We start from the raw sequence: 8,998 nt of genomic DNA on the forward strand, positions 1-8,998 counted from the left end.
CGGCCGCGAGGCGCATCCCCGCGACCGGCCCGCATCCGCGTCACGGCAGCCGCGACGTCCACAGCAGACTCATGGCGGCCGCCGACAGTGCGAGCAGCAGCGCCACTCCGGCGTACCACTGGGTCACCTCGCGCGGCTCGGTACGGTGCCCGATCGAGCTGCCCATGTCCTCGTACACCTGCTTCAGCTCGGTGACCGACGCCGCCTCGTAGAAGAAGCCCTGCGTCGTCTCGGCCAGTTCGGCCAGCGCCAACCGGTCGACCGGCACCCGCTGGCGGTGGCCGCCGATCTCGACCTCGCCCGAGTCGGTGCCGAACGCGATCGTCGACACCGGCACGTTCGCCGACTGTGCCATCGCCGCGGCCTCCTCCATCGACCGGCCCGAGGTGCGGTAGCCGTCGGAGAGCAGCACGATCCGGGCCGGCGGGATGCCCTGCGCCCCGTCCGCCGGCACCGACCGGATCGCCTCCAGACAGGTGAAGACCGCCTCACCGGTCGCGGTCGCCTCGGCCAGCGTCAGACCGTCGATCGCCTGGATCACCGCCGGCCGGTCCTTGGTCGGCGGGACGAGCACGTTCGCGGACTTGGCGAACGCGACCAGCCCCAGGTTGTAGGTCTCCGGCAGCTCGGCGACGAACTCCTTGGCCGCCTCCTGCGCCGCCTCGATCCGGCTCGGTTCGACGTCGCCGGCCTCCATCGACAGCGACACGTCGATCGCGAGCATGATGGTGGCCCGCTCCAGCGGTTCCTCGGTGTCGACCGACGGCCGGGCCATCGCGGTCGCCAGCGTCAGGAGGCTGAGCAGGAACGCGGCGGCCGCCACGTGCCGTCGCCAGCCGAGCCCCTTGGGCGCCAGCGTGCGCAGCAGGTCGACGTTGGTGAACCGGACGGCGTACGACCGGCGCCGGAACTGGCGCCACACGTACGCGCCCGCGACGGCGAGCACCGGCAGCACGGCGAGCAGCCACCACGGTTGCAGGAAACGGATCATCGTGTGGTCCCTCTGGTGCGGGCGTGTCGCTGCGCGGCGACGAACTTGACCATGTCGAGCAGCCAGTCGGAGTCGGTCCGCAGCCGCAGGTGGGCCGCGCCCGAGGCGCGCAGTTGGTGGGCGATGGCGGTGCGCTGCGCCGAGGCCGCCTCGGCGTAGCGGCGGCGCAGCTTCGGGTCGGCGGTCTGCACCTCGTGCAGTTCGCCGGTCTCGGGGTCGACGAGCGCGATCACCCCGACGTCGGGCAGCTCCAGCTCGCGCGGGTCGACGACCTCGATCGCGAGTACGTCGTGCCGCAGCGCCAGCTTGCGTATCGGCCGGCCCCACTGCTCCGGCGGGGTGAGGAAGTCGGAGATCACCACCGCCACGCCCCGCCGCCGGGGCGGCCGGTTGAGCAGGTCGACCAGCGCGCCCAGGTCGCTGCGACCGGGGCGTACCCGCGTGCCGACGATGGCGCGCAGCAGGCCCTGCGCCTCCTTGCGGCCGGGCCGGGCCGGCAGCCGTACCGGCGTGCCCTCGCCGGTGCCGACGACCGCGCCGATCCGGTTGCCGCCCCGGACCGTCAGGTGTGACACCGCCGCGGCGGCGGCCACGACCAGGTCGCGCTTGAGCCACCGGGCGGTGCCGAAGTCGAGACTCGCCGACAGGTCCACGGCCAGCCACGTCTCCAGCTCGCGGTCGGCGACCGTACGCCGCACGTGCGGGACGGTGGTGCGGGCGGTGACCGGCCAGTCCATCCGCCGTACGTCGTCACCGGGCCGGTATTCGCGGGACTCCCCCGCCTCGGTGCCCGGCCCCGGCAGCAGCCCGATGTAGTCGCCCTGTAGCAGGCCGTCGAGCTTGCGGGTGACCAGCAGTTGCAGCTTGGACAGTACGGCCTCGGCCCGGCCGGAGCCGCCGCCCCCGGTCAGGTCGGAGACGGGCGGGCTGCCGGCTGGGGTCACGGCAGCCGCCCGGGCCATCCGGCCGGCTGACCCGGCCCGGCCGGCACGGTCTGCGGCGCCGAGTTCTGCCGGGGCGCGACCGACGGCAGCGGGATCGTGGCCATGATCCGGTTGACGACGTGGTCGGCCGGAATGTCGTCGGCCAGCGCGTCGTAGCTGAGCACCAGCCGGTGCCGCAGGATGTCCGGCGCGATGTCCTGCACGTCCTGCGGCAGCGCGTAGTCGCGGCCGCGCATCAGCGCCAGGGCCCGGGTGGCGCGCACGATGCCGAGCGAGGCGCGCGGGCTGGCGCCGTACTGGATCAGCGGGGCGATGTCGGCCAGGCCGTGCTCGGCCGGCGACCGGGTGGCCAGCACCAGCCGTACGGTGTAGTCGACCAGCGCGTTGTGCACGAACACCTGGTCGGCCTTGCGCTGGAGCCCGATCAGGTCGGTGGAGGTGAACACCGGGTCGGGTTCGGGGGCGCTGATTCCCATCCGGTAGACGATCTCGCGTTCCTCCGCGTCGGTCGGGTAGCCGACCAGGATCTTCATGAGGAAGCGGTCGCGCTGCGCCTCCGGCAGCGGGTAGACGCCCTCCTGCTCGATCGGGTTCTGGGTAGCCATGACCAGGAACGGGTCGGGCACCCGGTGCGTGGTTCCGCCGATCGACACCTGTTTCTCGGCCATCACCTCCAGCAGCGCCGACTGCACCTTCGCCGGCGCCCGGTTGATCTCGTCGGCGAGCAGGAAGTTGACGAAGACCGGCCCCAGCTCCACGTCGAACTTCTCGCTGCCCTGCCGGTAGATCCGGGTGCCGACGATGTCGGCCGGCACCAGGTCGGGGGTGAACTGCACCCGGGCGAAGCTGCCGCCGACGACCTTGGCCAGCGTCTCGACCGCGAGCGTCTTGGCCACCCCGGGTACGCCCTCCAGCAGGCAGTGGCCACGGGCGAGCAGCGCCACGAACATCCGCTCGACCATCCGGTCCTGGCCGACGATGACCCGCTTGACCTCGAAGAGGGCGCGCTCGAGCAGGGTGGCGTCCTCCGCCGGGGTGCTGGTGCCCTTGGTCAGCGAACCGGCCGGCGGGGCGCTGCGGGTGGGCGGGCCGCCGTTGGCGGCGTCGGTCGGGCTGTCGGGCGTGGTCGGCTGGGCCACCGGTCCTCCGAGGCGGGTTCGCGTATATCGGGCTGGAAGTCCGTGCGTCGGTCTGACGTTACTGGGGCAGTCTGTGGAGCGGCTGCGGCCTTAAGACTTACACGCCGCCGCGACCGCCCGGACGGCGAGAACCCGAAATCAGGTTCGAGAACCGGGTGAACCGGCGTCCCGCCAGGGTAGACACACAGGGGTCGGTGGTGTGTACGATGCAGCCGTCGCCGGGCGGCTTCCCCCGTGGCCGCCCGGCGCTAAAAACTCTCCGGTGCCGCAACTCCCGGCGCTGAAATTCTCCGGCGCCGTCCCGGCGTGTCCCGGTGGACGCCCCGTGCCCATGCCGGCATCCCGTCGCCCGTAGACTCGCGACGATGGCCGATCCTCTTGCCCAGGTCGAGACACCGGTGTGCTCCGCGAAAGGTTGCCGGGCCGCGGCGCAGTGGACGCTGTGGTGGAACAACCCCAGACTGCACACCCCGGAGCGGCGCAAGACCTGGCTCGCCTGCGACACGCACCGCGAGACGCTCGGTGACTTCCTCGGGGCGCGCGGGTTCCTGCGGGACGTCACGCCGTTCACGCCATCGCCTACGCTCGAAGGATGACCGCGCACTCCGTGATGACCGAGCCGACGGGGACGACGAAGTGACCGACGGCGCTCCCGTTCCCGCCGCACCGGCGGCGCGCCCGCTCGACCCGCTGGAGCCGTGGCCGGACACGGTCGACTGGCAGCCCGTCTCACGCGATCTGATCTGGGTCGAGTTGGTGCGGCTCGCCATCCTGATGGTCTTCCTGCTCGGCGGGGTCGGGATCGCCTGGGCACTGTCCGGGCACTGGACGCTCGGGCTCGCGTTCGGCCTGGTCACCCTCTTCGGCCTGGTGCGGGTCGTCACGACCGTCCGGGCCGTACGCGCCTGGGGTTACGCCGAACGCGACCACGACCTGCTCGTCCGGCACGGCCTGCTGGTCCGCCGGCTGTCCATCGTGCCGTACGCGCGGATGCAGTTCGTCGACGTGTCGGCCGGGCCCCTGGAACGCGCGTTCAACCTCGCCAACGTGCAACTGCACACCGCGGCGGCGGCCAGTGACGCCAAGGTGCCGGGACTGCGGCCGGCCGAGGCGTCGCGGCTGCGTGACCGGCTCACCGCCCTGGGCGAGGACCGGGCGGAGGGCCTGTGAACCCCGAGCCCTCGCCGGGACCGGTTCCTCCCGGTCCGGGCCCGCAGCCCGCGCCCGGAACCGGCCCGGCGCCGGGCGCGACGCCCGCGGCCGGTCCGGCGCCAGGGGTACCGCCCGTGCCCGGCGCGGCGCCCGGGGTCGGCCCGGCACCGGGGCCCGGCGGCGTCGAGCCGCGGCAGCGGCTGCACCCGCTGAGCCCGTTCCTCCACGGCGCCAAGTCACTGCTCGCGATCATCGCCGCGATGTCGTGGTCGACGCTGTCCCGGGTGGGCCTGGGCTGGTTCGCGCTGATGGTCGTCCTGCTCCTGCTCGGCTCCCTCGTCCTCTACGTCGTGAGCTGGTACAACACCGGCTACCACGTGGTCGGGCGGGAGTTGCGCATCCACGAGGGGCTGTTGTGGCGGCGTACCCGGGCCATCCCGCTCGAACGGCTCCAGGCCGTCGAGGTCGTCCGGCCGCTGCTCGCCCGGCTCTCCGGACTGGCCGAACTGCGACTCGAAGTGGTCGGCGGCGGCAAGACCGAGGCGCCGCTGGCCTACCTGCGGATCGCCGACGCCGCCGTGCTGCGTGAGCGCCTGCTCACCCTCGCCGGCCGGGCCGGCGCACCCGCCGTGGCACCGGCCGGCGTACCGCAGGGGGCGCCCGGCCCCGGCATGCCGGCGCCGGGACCGGCCGGGGTGGTGCTGACCAAGCCGGTCGAGGTGGCCGGCCGCGACCTGCACGCGGTCTCCAACCGCGACCTGCTGGTCAGTCAACTGCTGACGCCGCAGGCGTTCCTGGTGCCGTTCGGTGTCGCCTTCGTGCTCTACCAGTTCCTGTCGGCGGCCTCGTTCTCGTTCATCGCCGTCGCCAGCGGGCTGACCGCGCTGGCCGGCGTTTTGCTCCAGCCGGTCCGCCGGGTCGTCGACGACTGGAACTTCCGGCTCGTCCGCGAGGACGAGCGGCTGCGGGTCCGCCACGGCCTGCTCGAGACCCGCGCCCAGACCGTACCGCTGGTCCGGGTCCAGGCCATCGTCGCCACCTGGCCGCTGCTGTGGCGGGCGAAGGGCTGGCTCCTCCTGCGGCTGCACGTCGCCGGGGTCAGCGTCGGCGAGGGCGACAGCGGCGGGACCGACCGGCTGCTGCCGGTCGGGGTGCCGCCCACCGCCCAGTCGATCATGAACGAGGTGCTGCCCCGCGTCGACCTGGCCACCCTGCCGCTGACCACGCCGCCGGCCCGGGCCCGCTGGCTGCACCCGTTCGCCCAGCCGGTGATGGGCGCCGCGCTGACCGACGAGGTGTTCGCGGTCCGCTCCGGGCCGATCACCCGTCAGGTGATGGTCGTGCCGTACGCCCGGATCCAGAGCGTACGGGTGATCCAGGGCCCCCTCCAGCGGCGGCTCGGGCTGGCGACGGTCTACGCCGACACCGCCGGCGGCCCCAGCGCGGCGGCCGGTTCCCGCGACCTGCGGGAGGCGTGGGCGATGGCCGCCGACCTGACCGCCCGCGCCCGCCACGCCCGCGCCACCGGCGCCGCACCGTTCCCCACCGCCTGAACCCGCCGGACCGCGACCCGGTCGACGGAAACGCGAAACGCCCCGCACCGGCCCGGTGCGGGGCGTTCAGCAGTTCATCGCCCGGCGGGCGTCACCGACGGGTCCGGCGGCGCCGGTGGGTCGGACGGCTCCGCGAGCGGATCGGCGGCCGGTCGGACGGCCGGCGAGCCGGCGTCGACGGCCGGGGCCGGCTCCTCGGGTACGGCCCGGCGCGTCTTGCGGGCCCGCCACCAGCGTTCGCCGAGGCCGACGACGACGAACGTCATCCCGACGTACAGCCAGCCGACCAGCACGTCGATGATGTAGTGCTCGCCCGCGTAGACCAGGGTGAACGTCATCGCCAACGGATACGACAGCAGCAGCGGCCACCACCGCTTGCGCACGTTGGCCAGGAAGAACACCACGACGAACAACGCGAAGGCGGTGTGCAGCGACGGCATCGCGGCCACCGGGTTCGAGGCGATCTGGCCGGCGTTGAGCAGGTTGCCGGCGCCGTGCATACCGAACGCCCGCCAGCCCCGGGTGGAGATCCGGGCGACGTCCTCCAGCAGCCCGTACTGGGCCGCCCACCACGGCGGGGCCGCCGGGTAGAGGAAATAGGTCACCAGGCCGGTCGCGCACAGGAACCCCCAGCGCCGCATGAACTGGCCCCAGCGGGCCCGGTTGGTCATCCACAGCACCACCGCGGCGGCCAACGCGGCCACGAAGTGGGAGAAGTAGACCCAGCTCACCGCGACGTCCCACCAGTGGATCCGGTCCGGGTCGTAGAGCCGCTCCTGCAACCAGATCGTCGGCACCTCGCCGCCGGTGGCCCAGCCGATCAACAGGCGGTCGGCCACGATCAGGTCGAAGGAGTACGGGATCGCGCCGTTGTCGGCGAAGCCGCGGGAGAGGTTGTACAGCGCCAGCAGGACCACGATCGGCAGCCAGTCGCGGACGAACCCCAGGTGCGACCGGAACGGCCGCTCGCTGTTCCAGGCGATCGTGGCGGTCCACAGCCACACGAAGGCGTACAGCGGATCCGTCGGCAGACCGATCAGCAGCCATCCGGCGACGAACGCGACCGACCACACGGTCATCGCGATCAGCCGGCGCCGCCTCGACGGGTCGCGGACGGGCGGATCCGGCGCGGCCGGCGGCTCCGGGGACGGACTGGTCTGGGAATCGGACAGGGTGGCCATCGCGGTCAAGGTTAACGGCGGGCCAATCCCACCCCGAAGGCAGTCACCGGCCGACCTTCCGGCACCGGCCCGATCCGGCCGGTCGGCCCCGCCGCGGCCGCACCGGCGGATCGGCGCGGTCGGGTGCCGGCAACGATGGCCCGACCGTATCGGAGCGCCTACGCTGAGGTGCATGGAGCAGCAGCCGGATCCAGGCTTCGCGCCCGGGCTCACCGCACACGTCGAACTGACCGTCACCGACGCCGACACCGCGCAGGCGGTCGGCTCGGGTGACGTACCCGTGCTCGGCACCCCGCGGGTGCTCGCGCTGGCCGAGGCGGCCACCGTCGCCGCGACGGCCCGGCGGATGCCGACCGGAATGACCACGGTGGGCACCCGCGTCGAACTCGACCACCGGGCACCGACCCCGGTCGGGCGCCGGGTCACCGCACACGCCCAGTTGGCCAAGGTCGACGGGCGGCGGCTGCTGTTCGAGATCGTCGTCACCGACGGGGACACCACGGTGGCCGAGGGGCGGGTCGAACGGATCCTCGTCGACCGGCAGCGGTTCGTCGCCCGGGCCTTCGGCCCCGACGAGTCGTGACGATCGCCTTCGCCGAGGTCGCCGACCGGGTCTACGTCCTGCGCCACCCACTGCTCGACGTCAACGTGACGCTGGTGGTCGGCGACGGGGCGGCGCTGCTGGTCGACACGCTGTCGACGGCGGCGCAGGCGGCCGAACTCGCCGTCGCCGCCCGGCAGCTCACCACCGCCCCGTGGACGATCGTCAACACCCACCACCACTTCGACCACTGCTTCGGCAACGCCACGCTCGCCGGTGACCTGCCGGTCGCCATCTACGCCCACGAGGAGACCGCGCGGTTGCTCGCCGACGACGCCGCCGGAGTACGCCGCCGGGCGTACGAGGAGATGCTGCCGACCGAGCCGGCGCTCGCCGCCGAACTGGCCGGCACCGCCATCCTGGCCCCGACCCACCCGGTGCACCTGCTGTCCACCGTCGACGTCGGCGGCCGGCGGGTCGACCTGCACCATCTGGGGCGCGGGCACACGGCCGGCGACCTGGTCGCGCACGTACCCGACGCCGACGTCGTGGTCGCCGGCGACCTGGTCGAGCAGAGCGGGCCGCCGGCGTTCGAGGAGTCCTACCCACTGGAGTGGCCGGAGACGCTGACCGCGCTGCTGCGGTTGACCGGCGAGGACACCCTGGTCGTTCCCGGGCACGGTGCCCCGGTCGGCGTGGACTTCGTACACGAGCAGCACACCGGGCTGACCGCGCTGGCCTGGCTGATCCGCGACGGTCACGCCGACGGGGCGGCCGCCGCCGCGCTGGCGATGCGCTCCGCGTACGGCCCGGCCGTCGCCCTGCCCGCCATCGAGCGCGGCTACGCCGAACTATCCAACCGCACCTGACCCCGCCCTCTCCCTTCCCTCTCCCTCCAAGATCCGCGTGATCAGGGAGTACGTCGGGCGTGTCGTCGGCGCGTCGAGGCGGAAACTCCCTGATCACGGGGATCTTGGGGGCGGGCGTTGGGGCGGTCGCGGCATGCACCCTGCGGCTCAGGTGGACGCGTCGGGTAGCGCTGGCGTGGGCGCCGGCCGCTCTGACACCGGCGCCCGGCGGGTCGGGGCGCCCCCATGGGAAGGCTCGGGCACCTGGGGCAGGGAGCCCGGGTGCACCAGGCTGAGGGCTCGGTCAGCGGGCCGACCCGGTCGTCATGATCGTCTGCAGTTGCGGCACTCCGGGCACGGCGTGTCGGGTGCCTGAACCGCAGACGATCAAGTCAACACCAGGAAGGGCCTCCGACGGCGGGGCACGGCGCTCCAAGGAGCATGATCGTCTGCTGTCCAGCCGGTCGACACGCCGGGTACCAACAGCGGAACAGCAGACGATCAAGTTGACGCCCACCCACCGACTCCCCCGCCCTGCCCGCCGCTTCCCGCACCCGCACCCGCACCCGCACCCGCACCCGCACCCGCACCCGCACCCGCACCCGCACCCGCACCCGCACCCGCACCCGCACCCGCACCCGCACCCGCT

Annotated in this window: 9 protein-coding genes; 5 read left to right on the plus strand and 4 right to left on the minus strand. The window is 73.4% G+C overall.

Annotated features, from left to right (window positions below; translation table 11 throughout):
• Positions 1–40: 40 nt before the first annotated feature.
• The 3 genes from AB0M79_RS19270 to AB0M79_RS19280 are packed head-to-tail and all read right to left on the minus strand — an operon-like array spanning position 41 to position 3,074.
• Complete coding sequence (locus AB0M79_RS19270; RefSeq protein WP_364215189.1) at positions 41–991, minus strand: VWA domain-containing protein; 951 nt, start codon at positions 989–991, stop codon at positions 41–43.
• Positions 988–1,953 carry a DUF58 domain-containing protein gene (locus AB0M79_RS19275; RefSeq protein WP_364215192.1) on the minus strand — a complete coding sequence of 322 codons (966 nt, stop codon included), beginning with the start codon at positions 1,951–1,953 and terminating at the stop codon, positions 988–990. Before AB0M79_RS19275 ends, AB0M79_RS19270 begins: the two co-directional genes overlap by 4 nt.
• Positions 1,932–3,074: a MoxR family ATPase gene (locus tag AB0M79_RS19280; protein WP_364215195.1), complete on the minus strand. Its 1,143-nt coding sequence runs from the start codon at positions 3,072–3,074 to the stop codon at positions 1,932–1,934. The genes AB0M79_RS19275 and AB0M79_RS19280 overlap by 22 nt, the downstream gene beginning before the upstream one ends.
• A 365-nt stretch (positions 3,075–3,439) precedes the next feature.
• Between AB0M79_RS19280 and AB0M79_RS19285 the strand changes: the two genes are divergently transcribed.
• Genes AB0M79_RS19285 through AB0M79_RS19295 form a run of 3 tightly spaced genes read left to right on the plus strand, consistent with a single transcriptional unit; the run spans position 3,440 to position 5,779 of the window.
• A complete protein-coding gene (locus tag AB0M79_RS19285) occupies positions 3,440–3,670 on the plus strand; it encodes a hypothetical protein (RefSeq protein ID WP_364215198.1) in 231 nt (76 codons plus the stop codon).
• 40 nt (positions 3,671–3,710) lie between these two features.
• Positions 3,711–4,244 (plus strand): PH domain-containing protein, encoded by a 534-nt coding sequence (locus AB0M79_RS19290; RefSeq protein WP_357539579.1) that lies wholly within the window; start codon positions 3,711–3,713, stop codon positions 4,242–4,244.
• Entirely contained in the window at positions 4,241–5,779 is a 1,539-nt protein-coding gene (locus AB0M79_RS19295; RefSeq protein WP_364215202.1) for a PH domain-containing protein, read from the plus strand. Before AB0M79_RS19290 ends, AB0M79_RS19295 begins: the two co-directional genes overlap by 4 nt.
• Positions 5,780–5,853: 74 nt before the next feature.
• Here AB0M79_RS19295 and AB0M79_RS19300 read toward each other — a convergent pair whose 3' ends face one another.
• Positions 5,854–6,960, minus strand: coding sequence for a phosphatase PAP2 family protein (locus tag AB0M79_RS19300; protein ID WP_364215205.1), 1,107 nt, complete (start codon positions 6,958–6,960; stop codon positions 5,854–5,856).
• A gap of 172 nt (positions 6,961–7,132) precedes the next feature.
• Here AB0M79_RS19300 and AB0M79_RS19305 point away from each other — a divergent pair, with 172 nt between their 5' ends.
• Together AB0M79_RS19305 and AB0M79_RS19310 are read left to right on the plus strand one after the other, a co-directional pair.
• Positions 7,133–7,543 carry a hotdog domain-containing protein gene (locus AB0M79_RS19305; RefSeq protein ID WP_357539584.1) on the plus strand — a complete coding sequence of 137 codons (411 nt, stop codon included), beginning with the start codon at positions 7,133–7,135 and terminating at the stop codon, positions 7,541–7,543.
• Positions 7,540–8,370 carry an MBL fold metallo-hydrolase gene (locus AB0M79_RS19310; protein WP_364215210.1) on the plus strand — a complete coding sequence of 277 codons (831 nt, stop codon included), beginning with the start codon at positions 7,540–7,542 and terminating at the stop codon, positions 8,368–8,370. The genes AB0M79_RS19305 and AB0M79_RS19310 overlap by 4 nt, the downstream gene beginning before the upstream one ends.
• Positions 8,371–8,998 lie beyond the last annotated feature (628 nt).

The sequence above is a fragment of the Polymorphospora sp. NPDC051019 genome (assembly GCF_040683055.1).
Taxonomy (GTDB): Bacteria; Actinomycetota; Actinomycetes; order Mycobacteriales; family Micromonosporaceae; genus Polymorphospora; species Polymorphospora lycopeni.

What these genes read in the sequence shown, in the direction of transcription:
- AB0M79_RS19300 (WP_364215205.1), bottom strand. Translation starts at nt 6,960, where the DNA reads ATGGCCACCCTGTCCGATTCCCAGACCAGTCCGTCCCCGGAGCCGCCG.
- AB0M79_RS19305 (WP_357539584.1), top strand. Translation starts at nt 7,133, where the DNA reads ATGGAGCAGCAGCCGGATCCAGGCTTCGCGCCCGGGCTCACCGCACAC.
- AB0M79_RS19270 (WP_364215189.1), bottom strand. Translation starts at nt 991, where the DNA reads ATGATCCGTTTCCTGCAACCGTGGTGGCTGCTCGCCGTGCTGCCGGTG.
- AB0M79_RS19275 (WP_364215192.1), bottom strand. Translation starts at nt 1,953, where the DNA reads ATGGCCCGGGCGGCTGCCGTGACCCCAGCCGGCAGCCCGCCCGTCTCC.
- AB0M79_RS19285 (WP_364215198.1), top strand. Translation starts at nt 3,440, where the DNA reads ATGGCCGATCCTCTTGCCCAGGTCGAGACACCGGTGTGCTCCGCGAAA.